Source organism: Wolbachia endosymbiont (group A) of Lypha dubia, assembly GCF_964028575.1.
In the GTDB taxonomy this organism is placed as follows: Bacteria; Pseudomonadota; Alphaproteobacteria; order Rickettsiales; family Anaplasmataceae; genus Wolbachia; species Wolbachia pipientis.
In genome coordinates, this window is record NZ_OZ034796.1 from 879541 (window position 1) to 896045 (window position 16505).

Genomic DNA, 16505 nt, shown 5'->3' on the forward strand with positions numbered 1-16505 from the left:
TTGCTATATAGCATACATAATGGTTACATTAAGCTTATTAAATACCTACTTTGGCTAACTATAAACTTTCTTCAAGCACTTTTTTTATCCACTTCAAATAGCGTGCTCGGCAACGGTAGTGGCGTGTTTGCTGCACCTTTATACTGTTCACAGATAAGCTTTTCTAAATCCTCAGCAGATTGTTCTTTTGCTTCTTCTTTTTTCACTACTCCACTAGTTACTAAATCAATTAAGGCTGTAGTGTGTATTATCATTCGATTATTTAGCTCAAATATCTTTTTTGTATCAAGTGAAGAGTTTCTAATTAAGGCAGATAGTGCATGCATATATTTGTCTATATCAGAAAGACTTTTGCTTATATCATAGTTGCTAACTAACATATATTCCTTCAAACGCTCAATTTCTTCTGGAGTAAACTTGTAAACTTCATCAAGTTTCCTTATTAAAGATATAGTAAGTATTCTACTTAGAACTCTCAATTCTCTAATAAATTGTACTCCTTCTCCTTCAGGATAAGACATTTCTTCTTTTTTATATTTCTTAAATAATTCTTGATCATAAGACTTTCTGAGATCTGACGTCATTGCCAATGCTAACTCTTTTGAACCTAGCTTAAAAACTTCGTTGAAGCTGCTTGCGTTGGCATCTTGTGCACTGCCTGCAGTAATTCCACAACTCCAAGAAATCTTTTCAAACAAGCTATGATACTCTTTTATCATCTCTTCCAGCAATATTTTAATATCATCTTCGGTTAACTCTACTGTTGATAATAGATCACATGCTTTTTCAAGATTACCGTTCGCTTGAAAAAGTAACCCTTCAATCTTTTTAATGGTTTCTCTTTTATTTATACTCATAACTTACCCCCAAGATTTAATGCTAACAGCTAGTTTTATAATCAAATATTTCAAAAGTCAATAAGCCTTTTTCCTTAATCCTTAAATTAATCGATACTAATTTATCAGCATAACAACTTAGATAACGCAACTATTTTCAGCAACCAAAAACAACAACCCTGAAATACAAAAAGTTTCTTTTCCTTCAGTAGCATTATTCTAAATTTTCATCAAAATAAGCTGTTTTATCCTTTTTTTCCTTATACTCTTCTGCGGTATAGAGGGGTTGCTTCTTAGCTGTGATATTTGGCCATTTTTGTGAATATTCTACGTTTATGTTGTAAAATGACTTGAAGATTTTTTGTTCACTGTTCAGTAACTCTTCATCTAGTTCTAAAATATCTTTTATGGAATCATCAGTTACAATTGCATCCACTGGACACTCAGGTATGCACACTCCGCAATCAATACATTCATCTGGGTTAATCACGAGCATGTTTTTACCTTCATAGAAGCAGTCAACGGGACATACTTCCACACAATCCGTATATTTACATTTTATGCATTTATCTGTAACAAAATGCGTCATAAAACACTGTATATTTGCATTATCTTGGGTACACTAAATTGATAAGAAATTCAAGCCTTTTATGAAGATAAATAAATTGAACAACAAAGAATTAGAAGTATGGTTAAGCTTGGCTAGAACTATAGGACCAACAAAGTTTTTTAGTATACTAAGAACACATGGATCGCTAGATGAGGTGCTAAAATATCTCAATAGGGTGGCTAATAATAAGGTGTATGGCATTCAAGATGCACGAGAAGAAATCAATAATGCAAAAAGAATTGGAGCTAAAATTATACCCGCATGTGACCCAGATTACCCTGATCTTTTAAGAAATATCTCTAGTTGTCCTCCTGTAATAACTGCGTTTGGTGATATATCATTATTAAGCCGTGAGATAATTGCAATAATCGGTGGGCGTAACTCTTCGATGAATGGAAGAAATTTTGCCAATAAGTTGGCACTTGATTTAAGTGAAGCTGGTTTTGTTATCGTTTCTGGACTTGCAAAAGGAATCGATACTGCAGCAAACAGTGTAATATACAAAAATCATCCCACTATTGCTGTTACAGCAAGCGGAATTGATGTGGTGTATCCAAAAGAGAATTTTGATCTATACAAAAAAATCACTGGGAACGGTGGGTTAGTAATTACTGAGCTTCCATTTGCTACTAAACCAAAGCCTCAATATTTTCCTCAGAGGAATCGAATTATATCTGGTCTATCGCTGGGTGTTGCAGTGATTGAAGCATCGAAACGTTCTGGCTCTCTAATAACAGCAGATTTTGCTTTAAATCAAGGGAGAGAGGTGTTTGCAGTTTCTGGTTTCCCTTTAGATTCACGCTGTAGTGGTAGTAATTATTTAATTAAAAACGGTGCTAAGCTTATCGAATCCGCTGATGACATAATAGAGAGTATTAGGTTTAGTTTACCTCCGCAGCAAAAAAACCTATTTGATGTTGAGCACCATTTTGTTAACCAAAAACAAGAAAAATTACAACAGGCAAAATCTGTTATAGTTGATCATATTAACTCTGTACCTGTTGACATAGATGAACTTATACTAGCAAGCGGACTTTCTACCAACATAGCTCTAATGGCTCTTTTAGAACTAGAGTTGGAAAACAAAATAGAGCGTTCACCGGGGAATAAAATATCGTTAATTTTCTAGATTACTTTAGCTATACTAGATGTTCGTACAGATATAGCTAAAGTGGCTTAGGTTTACCTACAATTTGAAAAACAACAAATTCGTCATTCCGCTACTCGTTAGCGGAATCTATGCTGAGATACCGCGAATGAATCGCGGTATGACGTAGGGAAATCTTTCTTGGGTTAGCTATATATGCTTGACACTGAAATGATGCCATTTGTTATAGGATTCTTAGTTGCTGATTTTAGAATTGATAAGAGAAAACTTTTTTTCAACTTGTTGTATAATTTTATAAAAGTGATCGAAATCTAAGCTTGCACTGCCAATTAAAACTCCTGATAAATTTGAGATACTGAGCAAATTTTCTATATTTTCTGAACTGACTGAACCACCATATATAATGTGTTTTTTACTAGTACACAATTTTATTACCTCTATCACCTTAGCAATTGCATCATTATTTGGCACATGACCTGTGCCTATTGCCCATATTGGCTCATATGCTACGGTATATTCACCGTGTGTTGGCAAGCGGTTTTTGCATTGATATTCTATTACTTCTTTTGTTTTTCCACTTTTATAATCTTCTGAATTTTCGCCTACACAAATAATTGGGTGTAAGCCTGATTCTATTGCTATTTCCGACTTAAGTTTTATTTCACTATCTTTTTCATTAGCCCTTTCAGAATGCCCAAGTATTACGTAAGTACACCCTAGTTCTTTTAACATTTCTGCACTAATTTCACCTGTGTAAGAACCGAACTTTTTATGATGGCAATTCTGTGCTCCTATATTAATATTATTGTTCAACTCTATACTGCTTGGAAATGACGTAAAAGGAGGGCAAATCACTAGCTTAGAGGTAATTTCGTTGCTCTTGTTGTTAAGTTTGCCTATAAAGTCAACAAATGAAGAACGCATTCCATTCATTTTCCAATTTGCTACTATTAAAAAGGACATCAACTTTACTTATATGGGCGAGAGTGCCGGCTGTCGGACTTGAACTGACAACCTACTGATTACAAGTCAGTTGCTCTACCAATTGAGCTAAGCCGGCGTTAAACACATTAATAATATACAATTATCAATGAATTTTCGTCAACTAATTTTTATAAAATACTGTATAATGAAAATAATATGAGAAAATTTTTACTGAAGCCAAAAAAGAGTCTAGGGCAAAATTTTATTTTATCGAGTGAGATAACAAAAAAAATCGTCGCTTTAGCTGGTAGTCTGGAAAATTTTAATGTCATTGAAATTGGTCCTGGATATGGTGCATTAACAAGAGAAATATTGGTGCATAATCCAAAGTCTCTACTTTCTATAGAAAAAGATAGAGATTTAGTAAAACACCATGACCAACTGCTAAATGAGCATCAAGGAAAGTATAGAATTATAGAAGCGGATGCACTGCATGTTACAGAAGAAGAGCTGATAGAGCGCCCAGTTAAAGTTATTGCTAACTTGCCTTACAATATCTCGGTAGTGTTATTTTTAAAGTGGTTAAATAATATAAAATTTTTTACGAACTTGACATTAATGTTTCAAAAAGAGGTAGCAGATCGCATTACGGCAAGACCCAATTCTAAAGATTATGGTTCCTTATCAGTGCTAAGCCAGTTACTATGTGATATAAAAAAGGAATTTGATATTGAACCTAAAGAGTTTTTTCCAAGACCAAAAATACATTCTTCAGTAATTACAGTAAATCCTTTGCCTACCCCAAAGTTTGTAGTAAACTTGGAAACCTTAATAAAATTAACACGTGCTGTTTTTGCTCAAAGAAGAAAGATGCTGAGAAATAGCTTGCAAAATATAACGAACCACGCTGAAACTGTCCTTGAAAACGCTAAATTGAGCGGAAACCAGCGTCCAGAAAACTTAACTATTGAGCAGTTTTGTTTGCTGGCAAATAATGTAGAATGCTTATTTTGCAATAAAATGTATTAGCAACCATATAGCTTTTCTATCTCCTAAAAACAGTTAGAGCTATACAATTAAAGGCTCCTAGCTAATTTTGCCTATTGCAATTTAATTAATTGGCGTATAAGCTTTAAATAAAGCCTATGAAAAAAATGGAAGCTTGTTATTCGTTTGACGATATACTTCTTTTGCCAGCCTATTCTAATATATTGCCTTGCGATGCAGATACAAAAACTTATTTAACAAATAGTATAGAACTAAATATCCCTCTCATATCCTCTGCAATGGATACTGTTACTGAATCGGGCTTTGCAATAGCTATTGCCCAACATGGAGGGATAGGTTGCATACATAAGAATTTATCAATAGATGAACAAGTTTTAGAAGTAAGAAGGGTGAAAAAATATGAAAGTTGGATCGTGTATAACCCAATTACGATTTCACCGGATAAAACAGTTGCGGAAGCAATTTCATTAATGAGAGAGCACAATTATTCTGGCATTCCTGTAGTCGATCAACGCAAGTTAGTTGGAATTTTAACTAACCGAGATGTGAGATTTATTGAAGACCAGAACATGAATGTAAAAGTTTCCGAAGTGATGACAAAAGATAAGTTAGTGACAGTGCGGGAGCAGGGAGTGAATAGTGCATCAGCAATGAAATTGTTGCATGAAAATAGAATAGAAAAGCTTTTGGTCGTAGATGAAAATTCTTGTTGTATAGGTTTAATTACGGTTAAAGACATTGAAAAATACAATAGATACCCAAATTCATGTAAAGACAGTAAAGGGCGTCTCAGAGTTGCCGCTGCAATTGGCACTGGTAAAAAAGATGGTATAGACAGATGTGAAGCTTTGATCGGAGAAGAAGTTGATGTAGTTGTTGTGGATACTGCTCACGGTCATTCCGAAAACGTTATCAATACCATTAGGGAAATAAAAAAGATGTATCCTAATACGCAATTAATTGGCGGAAACATTGCAACAAAGGAGGCTGTTGAAGCGTTGATTGATGCGGGTGTTGATGCAGTGAAGGTTGGAATAGGACCAGGATCAATCTGTACAACCAGAATAGTTACAGGTGTTGGTGTGCCACAATTCTCTGCAATCAAGAATGTTGCAGAGGCGTGTAGAGCAAGAAACGTCAGACTAATTGCTGATGGTGGGGTAAAATACTCAGGAGATGTTGCAAAAGCTATTGCAGCTGGTGCTGACTCTGTGATGATTGGTTCGATTTTTGCTGGCACTGACGAAAGCCCAGGTGAGATTATTATGTATAAGGGCAGAGCATATAAAGGCTATCGAGGAATGGGATCTATTAGTGCAATGAAACGAGGTTCAGCTAGCCGTTATTTTCAAGATAAAGATTCAAAACTCAAATTAGTTCCACAAGGAGTGGAAGGAAGAGTTCCATTCAAAGGTCCAGCTTCAGGAGTAATCCATCAATTGATTGGCGGATTGCAAGCTGCAATGGGGTATACTGGTAATAGGAATATAGAAGAGATGAAAAAAAATTGTAAATTTGTTACTATTACTGCATCAGGATTAAGAGAGAGTCACGCTCATGATATAGTCATTACACAAGAAGCTCCAAATTATGCTTATCAAACGTCCAATTTGTCAACCGATTCGGAGTAGTCCAGAAAAAGTAGAGAGAAAGTTAAGACGTTTTTGGAGTAAAATAAAACGTTTTTTCAAAATATGACAAATAGAAGAGAATATACAGCAGAATTCAAATTAGAAGCTGTTAAGCTGGTTAAAGAAACAGGTCAAGCAAGTACAAAAATAGCAAAAGATCTAGGTATAGATGGTAGTATGTTAAGTAAGAAAATATGATGGAAAAATGTCTGGAGCATACGCATTTCCAGGCAAAGGCTCCTTATGACAAAGAAAGATTTGATCTAAAAAAAGAGCTAATAAGAGAAAGAGACATCTTAAAAAAAGCCCTGGGCAAAGAAAAAGAGTAAAGTATTCTTTTATATAGAAATTGCTATAAAACACAGGAACTATGTAGGGTTTTGTACTGGTGGTATGGGTTGCTAAGGAAAAAAGCAGTAAAGAATTAGCAAAAGAAGGGCTTCTAGCAGATATTCAAAAAATACATCAAGCTTCTAAATGCAGATATGGAGCCCCTAAAATTCACGCTGAATTAAAAGCTTTAGGCAAAAATTAAAACAGTACAAAGTGTTATGCAAGAAAATGGCATTAAAACCAAGTTTAGACGAAGGTTCAAAAATAAAAAACAGCAAATAAGCAACCGAGTTGTGGCTCCGAACACATTGGATCAAAATTTTACTACTGATCAGCCAAATAAAGTTTGGGATTACCTACATAAAAACTAAAGAAGGTTGTTGGCGGCAATAATTGACCTATATTCACGCATGGTGGTTAATGAGTAACATGATAATTATAGTATTTTCTAAAATGAATGATAAATTTCCATTATGGTATTACCAACCAAAAGTTGTAAGTCTGTATATTTATGCATTAAAGGTCTGAGGCGGCTTTTGATGGTATTCCAACAATGCTCTATAGGGTTCAAATCTGGTGAATATGTTGGTAGATAGAGCAAACGGCATCTAGCATTATCTATTAACTCCTTTGTTTTGGGAGTTTTATGGAATGTGGCATTGTCCATAACTATTGTAGTACCATGTGGCAATTTAGGTAATAACATCTTCTCTAACCATGTATTGAATACCTCTTTGTCACACCCACCTTTGAAAGTCATTGGTGCAATAAATCTCTTTCCAATCCACCCGCCTATTATACTGATTCTCTCTCGTTTTCTTCCTGGAATATCTGCATAAATTTTCTTTCCTATTGGAGCACGTCCATACTCTCGGTATAACCTATTATCAACTCCTGCTTCATCTATATATAAGATGCTGGAATGGTCTATTTTTGAGATTTTATCGGTAAATCGCTGCCTATCTTCTTGATTGCGCTCTTGATATAGTGTAACTTTTTTTTAAAGTAATTCTTAGCTGTTTCAGCCTATACCAAATTGAATTTATTCCAAATCCAAGATTTTGTTTCATCTCTGCCAGCGTATGATCTGGATTCTTTTTAACATATTCTTCGAGTATTTTTGGGTCTATTTTTCGAATAAAGCTGCCGTTTTTCGATGGCCTTAGGCTTTCACCAGCGGCTTTCTTTCTTAACCAGCGGTACAGAGTTGCTATTCCTATCTCCAAAAGCTCTGCCACCTCAACCTTTGACTTCCCTTTTTCTATCATCGATACTGCCCTTTCCCTTAAATCCACACTATACGCCATTATAACTCAAATAGCTTATTATACCTTTATCATTTACTTTGGGAAGTACTATAGTTATAGATTCTTTATTGATGGCCGTTGATAAACGCAAACCCGATAAAAATCTGCTGTTACATAGCGATCAAGGGTCACAGTATACCTCTCAAAATTACCAATTTCTATTGAATACAAAAAACATCATTTCCAGCATGAGCCATAAGGGCTGTTGTTACGATAACTCTGTTGCAGAAAAGTTCACTTAAAAGGGAGCTGCTTATTGATACTTCTCGCTCAACAAACCAGAACTGCCATATTTGAATACATAGAAATCTTTTATAACAAATAACGTAGACATTCTACTATTAACTATTGCATTCCTGCACAATTTATTCTCATGATAAAAACGTCTTAACTTTCTCTCTACTTTTTCTGGGTAAGGTCAAATAGAGAATTTTACAAAAATCTATTTTTAACTTACAATCAATTATTACAATTTTAAACCTACAACTTATGTATAACAGACTTATAGTCAAATCTTTTTCAGTATTATGCATCTGTTTATTTGCTTTATACATAACACTGCCAAATTTCTTTGATAATAAGCTTTTTATTTCGAAAAAAAGAATAAACTTAGGCCTTGACCTGAAAGGAGGGGCATCTTTGCTTTTAAACATAGACTTAGACTTCTATTTTAAGGAAAAGCTAAGCATGCTAGCTAACGAAATAAAAGAGACATTGCTAACAAAAAATATTGAATCTAACGTACAAAATAGCGTTATAACTTTAAATAATATTGATGATTATAAAAAAGCATCTGTGTTGATTAATGCGATAAATCCAAATTTAGAGCTAAATAGAAAAGATTCTTCAATTCTCATTTCGTATAAACCCCATTATAAAAATTCTTTGATCAGTGAAGTAGCTGCAGAATCAATAAACAATGTCCAGTGCCGTTTGGACAAACTTGGCACAAAGGAAGTCAGCGTTCAAAAACAAGGGCAGAATAAAATATTAGTGCAGGTGCCTGGAGTAGAAGATACCAAGCAGATAAAATCTCTGCTTGGCAAAACTGCTAAGCTAGCTTTTCATTTGGCAAACACTAACATAGCCAAGGTGCAGGATATAGACCATGAAACCACTGTCATGCTCAAGGATTCTTTAGGTAATTCTTATCCAATATTCCGCAAAACTGAAATAGGTGGCGATTCGCTGGTTAACGCATCAGTTAGATTCGGCAATTTAGGTAAACCGACAGTGCATTTTAAATTTGACAGCATAGCGAGTAAAAGATTCGCGAAAATCACTAAAGAAAATGTGGGAAAACCTTTTGCAATTGTTCTGGATAACACAGTCTTAACAGTACCTACAATACGTGAGCCAATTTTAAATGGAGAGGGAGAAATTAGCGGTAATTTCACTGAAAAACAAGCAAGCGAACTTGCAATACTTTTAAAATCTGGAGCACTGCCAGCACCACTTAAAATAATTGAAGAAAAAAACATTGGCCCAAGTCTTGGAGAAGAATCAATAAAGGCAGGGGAAATGGCAGCAACAATCTCTATTATAGCCGTGGCTTTATTTATAATCATCACTTACGGCAAATTAGGTGTATTGGCCTCTGTTGCACTTTTTTCTAATGTAGTTCTTATATTATCAATTCTCACTCTGCTTGAAGCAACTCTAACTTTACCTGGAATTGCCGGTATTGCACTCACTGTCGGTATGGCGGTGGATGCAAATGTTTTAATATTTGAGCGAATTCGTGAGGAAATAAAATCTGGCAAGAGAGTGGAACGTGCTATTGAAGAAGGGTTTAAAAACGCTATAAAGACAATACTGGATTCAAATATCACTACATTAATTGCTGCAGGAATAATGTTCATTATTGGCAGCGGAGCAATTAGAGGCTTTTCTGTCACTTTATCAATAGGAATTTTATGTTCGATGTTTTCTGCAATCACAGTCACAAAACTCCTGATAGAGTTGTGTATGAACCCGAAGGAACTAGCGCTTTGAATTAAGGATTTAGATCTCAGTCAACCACCTTCATTCCCACAACGTTATATCCTGAATCGACGTGCAAAATTTCTCCAGTAGTGCCACTACTTAAATCGCTTAATAAGTATAGCGCTGCCTTGCCAACATCCTCTATTGTAACATTGCGTCTGAGCGGAGAATTATTTCTATTCCATTCTGATATGAAGTGAAAATCGCTTATTCCAGAAGATGCTAAAGTTCTGATTGGACCAGCGGAAATTGCATTTACTCTGATATTTTGTGGCCCGAGATCACATGCTATATATTTTACACTTGCTTCAAGTGCTGCTTTACATAAACCCATAACGTTATAATTTGGCATAACTTTTTCAGCGCCATAATAAGATAAAGTAAGTAAACTACCACCATTTGACATCATTTTTTCAGCCCTTTGCACTAAAGCAGTAAAAGAATAGCACGATATATGCATTGCATTGAGGAAGTTATCCAGTGAAGTATTGACATATTTACCATCTAACTCATTTTTATCGGAGAATGCTATTGCATGCACCAAAAAGTCAAGAGTACCCCATTTTTTCTCTATTATTTCGAAAGCGTTATCTATGATTTTTTCATTTGAAACGTCGCAGTGTAATATTAGCTCCACATTTAGTTCATCTGCTATTGGTGATAGTTTTTCTTTTATTATTTCATTCTGGTAGGTGATTGCAAGTTCTGCTCCGTGCTCTGAGAGAGTTTTTGCTATACCGTATGCTATTGATCTCTTATTTATTATTCCGGTTATTAATCCCTTTTTGCCTTGTAATAGACTTGTCGTCATAGAACTATCTGTTTTTTTATAATTTGGAATATTAACTAGGTAAAGTCAAGATATCACTATGTTTTAAAATATTTTTTGCAGTAACTTGAAGTCTATAAACAGTAATCTTGATTCTTCTACAACAAAGCCATCCCATATGACATTTTACCTATACCCAATCAAGCATATTAATAAGTAAGTAAATCTTAATATAATCTTATTATACTTATAAATACGCTGTATAGAATGAAAGTATGGATGATTTCATAACTGCAAGAAGAAAAGATGATGCTGTGGTATCTGTTTGTCAGGATAATAAGAAAAAAAACGTGTTAATTTTAGGGCTCAATCAAGCCGCAAGGAATTTGTTAAAATACGAGGAAGGGAATTTACTTAATAAGCCGTTAATCAATATTTTAAGTGCAAGAGCAGCTGACGACATGAAGAATTATTTAGAGTATACCGAAAATGGGCACGATTTACTTGATATATTACCTAAAGTGATAGATTTTTCCTTAACTGATGCTAAAGGAGAAGATATCAGGACAAAAGTAAAAGTTTTCCGCACTGCACAATTTGCCAGTAATAAAATAAATTATGAGCTATTAATACGTGATATCAGTTTGTCCCATAAACTAGGAATCTTTAGAGATAAATATCTAATGGGTAAAAAATATAAAAACCATGACTTATTCGATATACCGGGCAATGAGTCCACTATTCTAGAGTTATACGTTATATTAAATTTTGCCTTTCAACATCAAATTAATGCAGCTATAGGAGTGATTGGCTTAAATAGTAGCTGTAGTGAGACAAATAATGCACTGAAAGTTATCATAGAACATTTTTATAAAAATTGCCGTAGTGATGATTTTCTAGGGTATATTGATGAGAATAAAGTGCTTTTTGTTTTGATTAACTGCGATGTAAAAAGTACATCTAAAATAATTAATCGTATACATTCTGCCATTAATAAGCAGTTATTAATGCAAAAATTACCAAGTGTATCAATAATTTATGGGAATATAGCTCAAAAACAGGCAGCAAAATCTACCAGCGGTGCCTTCTGAAAAGTTGTTTTTTATTTATATTGAGTTTAAACTTAAATTTTTATAAAGATTTAAGTTTATTTATGAAGTTAAAGTACTACCTGGTAGCACTGCTTTCATCATTGTTTTTGCAGAATAGTGCTAGCTCTAAAACAATTTTGGATAAGGAAATATTTTATGCAGAACTAGACGGAAAAATAGATTTGAGATTCGGCTACGCCTTCAACAGAGATTCTTTCAATGCTAAGCCTAAGGATAAAACTTCAAGTTATTCATACTTGCGCTTTCTTTATTTACAGCAAGTTTATCCAAATACTCAAATGGAGGTTAATGTTAAGGCAGGGGTTTCTGGTATTGCAAACCTAAAAGCGTTAGACATAGAAAAGTTAGACATGGAGGAATGGTATTTTATCATAAAAAACCAGGAACTTGGATCAATTGAATATGGTAAAAGAAGTTTAGTTAGTCAGAGCATGTTAATTAACACTTCAAAAATTTATGCAGCTGCTGGAGGAGTAAATGGTCATTGGACAAACTATGCAAATTTGCGCGGTGATCATAAAAAGGATGGTGACCCTGGATATGATCAAGACAAGGTGTTCTGGGTCAAGCCCAATATTTATAGCGATTATAATGAACTCGAACTAGGGTTAAAACAATCATCAATTAACTACATCTCCCCTGAAATCTATAACTTTCAACTCGGATTCAGTTATGTTCCAGGAAAAAATAACTTACAGTACAGCAATTTAATTGCTGCTGGCCTTTCCTATAAAAACAGCTTGTCAGATGATATAGGTTTTACTACTGCCTTAACTGGTGAATTTGCAAGAGAAAATTTAACTGATTGCTCAGATTGGACTTCTAAAAATTATGAATGCCGCAATCAATTACTACACTGGAATTTTGGTTTGAAGCTAAAATTGTTCGATCTTGATTGCATTTTTTCGTATGGTAATGGTGGTAAATCTGGTGAGAAGCGTAATCCTGAAACAAATAATACGTATTATATGAATGCAGGTATCGCTTACCGTTCTGATTCTTACAAATCGAGCTTAACATATTTTAGTAGTGGTAGGGATATTGCAGGCGAAGGTACAAACGAGTTAACATCATATGCTTTAAGTCTTGAAAATTCTCTTTTTTTAGGTACTTCATACTATTTCGATATTGTAAAGTTTAGTACAAAAGAGCCTAAAATAGAAAATAACAACTCTGGTTATGTGTTCTTGGCTGGACTGAAATTAAGTTTTTAATATTGCCTCCTTCCAACACTCTTTTCTGTCATCCAAGGTAACCGTTCACACTTAATTTTTCAATCTCACTCATGGAGAGGCCAGTAAACTGACCTTACCCAGAAAAAGTGGAGAGAAAGAAAAGAGTTTTTTTGGGTAAAATAAAATTTTGGAGGATTAGAAATGGTAAGAGAATATACAGCAGAATTCAAATTGGAAGCTGTTAAACTGGCAAATGAACAAAGAAAGGTAGGTCAACCAGTTGCAAAAGTAGCAAGAGATCTAGGAATAAGGGATAGTGTATTAGGAAAATGGATAAAGAAACACAACGAAAAAAAGTCGGCAGCAGATGCATTTCCAGGTAGAGGTAACATGGCTCCTTATGACAAAGAGAGGTTTGATTTACAAAGCAAGAGTAACAAGGGAAAGAGACATTTAAAAAAAAGCCCTGGCCAGTCAAAAAGAGTAAAATATTTTTTTATATAGTAACTGCTATAAAGTACAGGAATTATGTAGGATTTTCTGCTAGTGGCTACTATAGTACTTCCCAAAGTAAATGATAAAGGTATAATAAGCTATTTGAGTTATAATGGCGTATAGTGTGGATTTAAGGGAAAGGGCAGTATCGATGATAGAAAAAGGGAAGTCAAAGGTTGAGGTGGCAGAGCTTTTGGAGATAGGAATAGCAACTCTGTACCGCTGGTTAAGAAAGAAAGCCGCTGGTGAAAGCCTAAGGCCATCGAAAAACGGCAGCTTTATTCGAAAAATAGACCCAAAAATACTCGAAGAATATGTTAAAAAGAATCCAGATCATACGCTGGCAGAGATGAAACAAAATCTTGGATTTGGAATAAATTCAATTTGGTATAGGCTGAAACAGCTAAGAATTACTTTAAAAAAAAGTTACACTATATCAAGAGCGCAATCAAGAAGATAGGCAGCGATTTACCGATAAAATCTCAAAAATAGACCATTCCAGCATCTTATATATAGATGAAGCAGGAGTTGATAATAGGTTATACCGAGAGTATGGACGTGCTCCAATAGGAAAGAAAATTTATGCAGATATTCCAGGAAGAAAACGAGAGAGAATCAGTATAATAGGCGGGTGGATTGGAAAGAGATTTATTGCACCAATGACTTTCAAAGGTGGGTGTGACAAAGAGGTATTCAATACATGGTTAGAGAAGATGTTATTACCTAAATTGCCACATGGTACTACAATAGTTATGGACAATGCCACATTCCATAAAACTCCCAAAACAAAGGAGTTAATAGATAATGCTAGATGCCGTTTGCTCTATCTACCAACATATTCACCAGATTTGAACCCTATAGAGCATTGTTGGAATACCATCAAAAGCCGCCTCAGACCTTTAATGCATAAATATACAGACTTACAACTTTTGGTTGGTAATACCATAATGGAAATTTATCATTCATTTTAGAAAATACTATATAAGTGGACCACAAGAAAAATAAGCAGTAGAGAATCAGCAAATAAAGAGCTACTCGAAGCTATTCAAAAAATATATCAAGTTTCTAAATGTAGATATGGAACTCCTAAAATTCATGCTGAATTGAAGGCTTTGGGTAAAAGTTGCAATTTGAAAACGGTGCAAAGTATTATGCAGAAAAATGACATCAGGGCTATACTGAAAAGAAAGTTTAAAATTAAAAAACAACAAACAGATAATAGAGCTGTAGCTCCCAATATACTAGATCAAAACTTTATTGTTGATCAACCAAATAAAGTATGGGATTACTTACATCAAAACCAAGGAGGGATGGCTATATTTGGCAGCAATAATTCTCACGTATGGTAGTTAATGAGCAGTTCAATAAATAAACAATTGGTTATGGACTCTTTATTAATGGCCATTAATAGGCGTAAACCTGTTAAAAATCTACTGCTGCACAGTGACCAAGGTTCACAATATACTGCGCAAGGGTATCAATATCTCTTAGCTGTAAAGAATATAGATGAGTAATAAAGGCTGTTGTTACGACAATTCTGTTGCAGAAAGCTTCTTTAGCTCATTGAAAAGAGAAATACTTATTGATACTTCACAACACTCTGCTCAACAAACTAGAACTGCAATATTTGAATACATAGAAATTTTTTATAACAAACAACGTCACTATTAACTATTGCATTCCAGAACAATTTGATGCATCATTCTTTTTGTAAAAAACATTCCAAACTTTCTCTCCACTTTTTCTGGGTAAGGTCACTGACTCAATACCCAGTCAATATCCTTTCCACCAGTTCTTTTACTGCCGGTACGTAGCCATTCTCATAAAATGGATCTTGCTTAAATTTGTACACATTGTGCCCGGAAAACATGAGTTCGTTCTCAATATCACCATCGTGTATAACGTTTTGCAGTGTTTTTTGTATGCAAAAACTACGCGGATCTGGCTTTCGTCCTGTTGAATGGTCACCATGATCTTTCCAATTGCTAAACAAACAATGACTTAAGCATCCCATACAATTGATTTGATCTTGTCTTATCTCTGCAAACCTGCCTGGCGTCACAAAAATAACAGTTGTATCTGGAGTTTTCATTGCTTCTGTATACCCTGCTTTAGTCCATGTATTTGCCAGTTCTTTGTCTTTTGCAGTAAGGTAGATCTTTCTACCTCTGCTACCCATTGCAAATTCATTATTAAATTCTTCGCTAGCATTTTCTGAAAACTTTATTTGACGTGAATTCCGTTCCTGCAACTCACGTATGAAGTTATTTTTTACTGCAGATGAGTAAAACCCTGTTGGACTGAATTTATTTAAAAATACATCACCTTCTTCTAAAGTGAGTAGCTTCTTTTTCCACTCTGCAGAAATTGGGCTTTCTTTCGTCAAAAGTGGACGAGTGCCAAACTGAAAAGCTATTGGTCCAATTTGCAGATTGTCAAACCAATGTTCCCAATCTTTCAAATGCCACACTCCTCCTGCCATAACAATTGGTGTTTCTGAAAGACCGATCTCGTTCATGAAAGATCTAAGCTCTGCAACTCTTTCAAATGGAGCCTGTGGTAGCTCTGGGTCTTCACTGTTACTCAGTCCATTGTGCCCTCCAGCAAGCCATGGATCTTCATACACTACTCCACCAAGCAAATAGGAAGATATTCTTTGGTAAGCACGCTTCCATAATGCTTTAAAAGCACGCACCGATGAGATAATAGGGTAATAATAAACCTGATATTTAGCTGCAATTTCTCCAAGCCTATAAGGCATACCAGCACCGCAGGTAATACCATGAATCAAACCTTTCGCTCCTTCTAATATGCCATGAAGCACGCGTTCTGCTGCTCCCATCTCCCAAAGTACATTCATATGTACTCTTCCATGACCTTTTGATATTTCATTTGCTATTCTTGCCTGACTAATTCCAGCTTTAATACTATATTCAATCAATTCGCTGTGTTTTTCATTTCTTGTTCTGCCTTTGTAAATCAGCGGCACCAACTCGCCGTTATCATCAATAAGCTTAGCATTTGCACCAGAAAACGTACCCACAGCATCTGCTGCAGCAAATGCTCCGCTTGATCTTCCATCACTAACTGCAATGCCTTTGCCGCCCTCGATGATTGGCCACACTTCCTTTCCTGAAATTACTATCTTTTTTATCTTATTTTTCAAAACTTCCTCGCAATCTTTCACTCTATTTTACTTAATTACTAAAAA

General features: G+C 34.9%; 24 protein-coding genes and 1 tRNA gene. 16 read left to right on the forward strand and 9 right to left on the reverse strand.

Going from position 1 to position 16505, the window contains the following annotated elements:
* Positions 1–71: 71 nt before the first annotated feature.
* Entirely contained in the window at positions 72–857 is a 786-nt protein-coding gene (locus ABWU72_RS04515) for a hypothetical protein (RefSeq protein WP_155968988.1), read from the reverse strand.
* Positions 858–1050: 193 nt separating this feature from the next.
* The gene (locus ABWU72_RS04520; RefSeq protein ID WP_077188509.1) at positions 1051–1425 is read right to left on the reverse strand and encodes a ferredoxin family protein; all 375 of its coding nucleotides are present in this window, start codon (positions 1423–1425) and stop codon (positions 1051–1053) included.
* A gap of 61 nt (positions 1426–1486) precedes the next feature.
* Between ABWU72_RS04520 and dprA the strand changes: the two genes are divergently transcribed.
* Positions 1487–2575, forward strand: coding sequence for a DNA-processing protein DprA (dprA, locus tag ABWU72_RS04525; protein ID WP_155968986.1), 1089 nt, complete (start codon positions 1487–1489; stop codon positions 2573–2575).
* 213 nt (positions 2576–2788) lie between these two features.
* Here dprA and ABWU72_RS04530 read toward each other — a convergent pair whose 3' ends face one another.
* Positions 2789–3517 carry a triosephosphate isomerase gene (locus tag ABWU72_RS04530; RefSeq protein WP_155968984.1) on the reverse strand — a complete coding sequence of 243 codons (729 nt, stop codon included), beginning with the start codon at positions 3515–3517 and terminating at the stop codon, positions 2789–2791.
* 24 nt (positions 3518–3541) lie between these two features.
* A tRNA-Thr gene (locus ABWU72_RS04535) sits at positions 3542–3614 on the reverse strand.
* Between the two features lie 80 nt (positions 3615–3694).
* Between ABWU72_RS04535 and rsmA the strand changes: the two genes are divergently transcribed.
* From rsmA to ABWU72_RS04560, 5 genes are all read left to right on the forward strand, one after another.
* Entirely contained in the window at positions 3695–4507 is an 813-nt protein-coding gene (gene rsmA / locus ABWU72_RS04540; protein ID WP_155968982.1) for a 16S rRNA (adenine(1518)-N(6)/adenine(1519)-N(6))-dimethyltransferase RsmA, read from the forward strand.
* Positions 4508–4623: 116 nt separating this feature from the next.
* Entirely contained in the window at positions 4624–6117 is a 1494-nt protein-coding gene (gene guaB, locus ABWU72_RS04545; RefSeq protein WP_155968980.1) for an IMP dehydrogenase, read from the forward strand.
* Positions 6118–6180: 63 nt separating this feature from the next.
* On the forward strand, positions 6181–6315 hold the full coding sequence (locus ABWU72_RS04550) for an IS3 family transposase (RefSeq protein WP_007548354.1): 135 nt from the start codon (positions 6181–6183) through the stop codon (positions 6313–6315).
* Positions 6312–6446, forward strand: a complete 135-nt coding sequence (locus ABWU72_RS04555; protein ID WP_007548509.1) for a hypothetical protein — start codon at positions 6312–6314, stop codon at positions 6444–6446. Before ABWU72_RS04550 ends, ABWU72_RS04555 begins: the two co-directional genes overlap by 4 nt.
* A 59-nt stretch (positions 6447–6505) precedes the next feature.
* Positions 6506–6652 (forward strand): IS3 family transposase, encoded by a 147-nt coding sequence (locus ABWU72_RS04560; RefSeq protein ID WP_080717648.1) that lies wholly within the window; start codon positions 6506–6508, stop codon positions 6650–6652.
* Positions 6653–6898: 246 nt separating this feature from the next.
* Here the strand turns inward: ABWU72_RS04560 and ABWU72_RS04565 are convergent, their stop codons facing one another.
* Together ABWU72_RS04565 and ABWU72_RS04570 are read right to left on the reverse strand one after the other, a co-directional pair.
* Positions 6899–7390, reverse strand: coding sequence for an IS630 family transposase (locus ABWU72_RS04565; protein ID WP_155968340.1), 492 nt, complete (start codon positions 7388–7390; stop codon positions 6899–6901).
* A 19-nt stretch (positions 7391–7409) separates the two neighbouring features.
* Positions 7410–7757, reverse strand: coding sequence for an IS630 transposase-related protein (locus ABWU72_RS04570; RefSeq protein ID WP_155968342.1), 348 nt, complete (start codon positions 7755–7757; stop codon positions 7410–7412).
* Between the two features lie 38 nt (positions 7758–7795).
* On the opposite strand from ABWU72_RS04570, the gene ABWU72_RS04575 reads away from it, so the two are divergent.
* Positions 7796–7999, forward strand: a complete 204-nt coding sequence (locus ABWU72_RS04575) for a DDE-type integrase/transposase/recombinase (protein WP_353283926.1) — start codon at positions 7796–7798, stop codon at positions 7997–7999.
* A 129-nt stretch (positions 8000–8128) separates the two neighbouring features.
* Here the strand turns inward: ABWU72_RS04575 and ABWU72_RS04580 are convergent, their stop codons facing one another.
* Positions 8129–8410 carry a hypothetical protein gene (locus ABWU72_RS04580; RefSeq protein ID WP_039964338.1) on the reverse strand — a complete coding sequence of 94 codons (282 nt, stop codon included), beginning with the start codon at positions 8408–8410 and terminating at the stop codon, positions 8129–8131.
* On the opposite strand from ABWU72_RS04580, the gene secD reads away from it, so the two are divergent.
* The gene (secD, locus tag ABWU72_RS04585; RefSeq protein WP_246484396.1) at positions 8397–9752 is read left to right on the forward strand and encodes a protein translocase subunit SecD; all 1356 of its coding nucleotides are present in this window, start codon (positions 8397–8399) and stop codon (positions 9750–9752) included. The genes ABWU72_RS04580 and secD overlap by 14 nt on opposite strands.
* 16 nt (positions 9753–9768) lie before the next feature.
* Here the strand turns inward: secD and ABWU72_RS04590 are convergent, their stop codons facing one another.
* Positions 9769–10554 carry an enoyl-ACP reductase gene (locus tag ABWU72_RS04590; RefSeq protein WP_155968976.1) on the reverse strand — a complete coding sequence of 262 codons (786 nt, stop codon included), beginning with the start codon at positions 10552–10554 and terminating at the stop codon, positions 9769–9771.
* Between the two features lie 233 nt (positions 10555–10787).
* Between ABWU72_RS04590 and ABWU72_RS04595 the strand changes: the two genes are divergently transcribed.
* The 8 genes from ABWU72_RS04595 (at position 10788) to ABWU72_RS04630 (ending at position 14965) form a co-directional block, all read left to right on the forward strand.
* Positions 10788–11603, forward strand: coding sequence for a hypothetical protein (locus ABWU72_RS04595; protein WP_065095129.1), 816 nt, complete (start codon positions 10788–10790; stop codon positions 11601–11603).
* A 62-nt stretch (positions 11604–11665) separates the two neighbouring features.
* Positions 11666–12838 carry a porin gene (locus ABWU72_RS04600; protein WP_353283927.1) on the forward strand — a complete coding sequence of 391 codons (1173 nt, stop codon included), beginning with the start codon at positions 11666–11668 and terminating at the stop codon, positions 12836–12838.
* Between the two features lie 162 nt (positions 12839–13000).
* Positions 13001–13303, forward strand: coding sequence for a transposase (locus ABWU72_RS04605; RefSeq protein WP_213863658.1), 303 nt, complete (start codon positions 13001–13003; stop codon positions 13301–13303).
* 103 nt (positions 13304–13406) lie between these two features.
* Positions 13407–13754, forward strand: a complete 348-nt coding sequence (locus ABWU72_RS04610; protein WP_155968342.1) for an IS630 transposase-related protein — start codon at positions 13407–13409, stop codon at positions 13752–13754.
* Positions 13755–13782: 28 nt separating this feature from the next.
* The gene (locus tag ABWU72_RS04615) at positions 13783–14265 is read left to right on the forward strand and encodes an IS630 family transposase (protein WP_231115908.1); all 483 of its coding nucleotides are present in this window, start codon (positions 13783–13785) and stop codon (positions 14263–14265) included.
* Positions 14266–14295: 30 nt separating this feature from the next.
* Positions 14296–14643: an IS3 family transposase gene (locus ABWU72_RS04620; RefSeq protein WP_081600760.1), complete on the forward strand. Its 348-nt coding sequence runs from the start codon at positions 14296–14298 to the stop codon at positions 14641–14643.
* Positions 14644–14646: 3 nt separating this feature from the next.
* On the forward strand, positions 14647–14808 hold the full coding sequence (locus ABWU72_RS04625; RefSeq protein ID WP_153296788.1) for a DDE-type integrase/transposase/recombinase: 162 nt from the start codon (positions 14647–14649) through the stop codon (positions 14806–14808).
* On the forward strand, positions 14801–14965 hold the full coding sequence (locus tag ABWU72_RS04630) for an IS3 family transposase (RefSeq protein WP_010082072.1): 165 nt from the start codon (positions 14801–14803) through the stop codon (positions 14963–14965). Before ABWU72_RS04625 ends, ABWU72_RS04630 begins: the two co-directional genes overlap by 8 nt.
* 91 nt (positions 14966–15056) lie before the next feature.
* Here the strand turns inward: ABWU72_RS04630 and ABWU72_RS04635 are convergent, their stop codons facing one another.
* Entirely contained in the window at positions 15057–16460 is a 1404-nt protein-coding gene (locus ABWU72_RS04635) for an NAD(P)H-dependent flavin oxidoreductase (RefSeq protein ID WP_213863474.1), read from the reverse strand.
* Positions 16461–16505 lie beyond the last annotated feature (45 nt).

What these genes read in the sequence shown, in the direction of transcription:
- ABWU72_RS04515 (WP_155968988.1), bottom strand. Translation starts at nt 857, where the DNA reads ATGAGTATAAATAAAAGAGAAACCATTAAAAAGATTGAAGGGTTACTT.
- ABWU72_RS04520 (WP_077188509.1), bottom strand. Translation starts at nt 1,425, where the DNA reads ATGACGCATTTTGTTACAGATAAATGCATAAAATGTAAATATACGGAT.
- dprA (WP_155968986.1), top strand. Translation starts at nt 1,487, where the DNA reads ATGAAGATAAATAAATTGAACAACAAAGAATTAGAAGTATGGTTAAGC.
- ABWU72_RS04530 (WP_155968984.1), bottom strand. Translation starts at nt 3,517, where the DNA reads ATGTCCTTTTTAATAGTAGCAAATTGGAAAATGAATGGAATGCGTTCT.
- rsmA (WP_155968982.1), top strand. Translation starts at nt 3,695, where the DNA reads ATGAGAAAATTTTTACTGAAGCCAAAAAAGAGTCTAGGGCAAAATTTT.
- guaB (WP_155968980.1), top strand. Translation starts at nt 4,624, where the DNA reads ATGAAAAAAATGGAAGCTTGTTATTCGTTTGACGATATACTTCTTTTG.
- ABWU72_RS04550 (WP_007548354.1), top strand. Translation starts at nt 6,181, where the DNA reads ATGACAAATAGAAGAGAATATACAGCAGAATTCAAATTAGAAGCTGTT.
- ABWU72_RS04555 (WP_007548509.1), top strand. Translation starts at nt 6,312, where the DNA reads ATGATGGAAAAATGTCTGGAGCATACGCATTTCCAGGCAAAGGCTCCT.
- ABWU72_RS04570 (WP_155968342.1), bottom strand. Translation starts at nt 7,757, where the DNA reads ATGGCGTATAGTGTGGATTTAAGGGAAAGGGCAGTATCGATGATAGAA.
- ABWU72_RS04580 (WP_039964338.1), bottom strand. Translation starts at nt 8,410, where the DNA reads ATGTTTAAAAGCAAAGATGCCCCTCCTTTCAGGTCAAGGCCTAAGTTT.
- ABWU72_RS04590 (WP_155968976.1), bottom strand. Translation starts at nt 10,554, where the DNA reads ATGACGACAAGTCTATTACAAGGCAAAAAGGGATTAATAACCGGAATA.
- ABWU72_RS04595 (WP_065095129.1), top strand. Translation starts at nt 10,788, where the DNA reads ATGGATGATTTCATAACTGCAAGAAGAAAAGATGATGCTGTGGTATCT.
- ABWU72_RS04600 (WP_353283927.1), top strand. Translation starts at nt 11,666, where the DNA reads ATGAAGTTAAAGTACTACCTGGTAGCACTGCTTTCATCATTGTTTTTG.
- ABWU72_RS04605 (WP_213863658.1), top strand. Translation starts at nt 13,001, where the DNA reads ATGGTAAGAGAATATACAGCAGAATTCAAATTGGAAGCTGTTAAACTG.
- ABWU72_RS04610 (WP_155968342.1), top strand. Translation starts at nt 13,407, where the DNA reads ATGGCGTATAGTGTGGATTTAAGGGAAAGGGCAGTATCGATGATAGAA.
- ABWU72_RS04625 (WP_153296788.1), top strand. Translation starts at nt 14,647, where the DNA reads ATGAGCAGTTCAATAAATAAACAATTGGTTATGGACTCTTTATTAATG.
- ABWU72_RS04630 (WP_010082072.1), top strand. Translation starts at nt 14,801, where the DNA reads ATGAGTAATAAAGGCTGTTGTTACGACAATTCTGTTGCAGAAAGCTTC.